Source organism: Rahnella sp. PAMC25617 (genome assembly GCF_050606005.1).
GTDB lineage: Bacteria > Pseudomonadota > Gammaproteobacteria > Enterobacterales > Enterobacteriaceae > Rahnella > Rahnella variigena.
Genome location: NZ_JBOCUM010000248.1, coordinates 1 through 212, shown reverse-complemented (window position 1 = coordinate 212; position 212 = coordinate 1). Strand labels below are relative to the sequence as shown.

General features: G+C 40.6%; 1 pseudogene. It reads right to left on the bottom strand.

Annotation, left to right across the window (positions count from 1 at the left end):
* Nucleotides 1-212: pseudogene (locus ACM615_RS24285) on the bottom strand (argininosuccinate synthase); the annotation flags it as partial.

Below are 212 nucleotides of genomic sequence, written 5' to 3'. Positions count from 1 at the left end.
TGTGACAGCACCTGGGCATTCGTACACTTCACGAGATTTAATGCCTACAAGACGGTTTTCAACGTGGTCGATTCTGCCAACCCCATGCTGACCAGCGACTTCATTTAAATGAAGAATAAGATCTGATAAGGAATACTGAATACCATCAATAGCTGTTGGTTTTCCTTTTTCAAACGTGATTTCAATGATTTCAGGTGTGTCAGGTGTTTTTT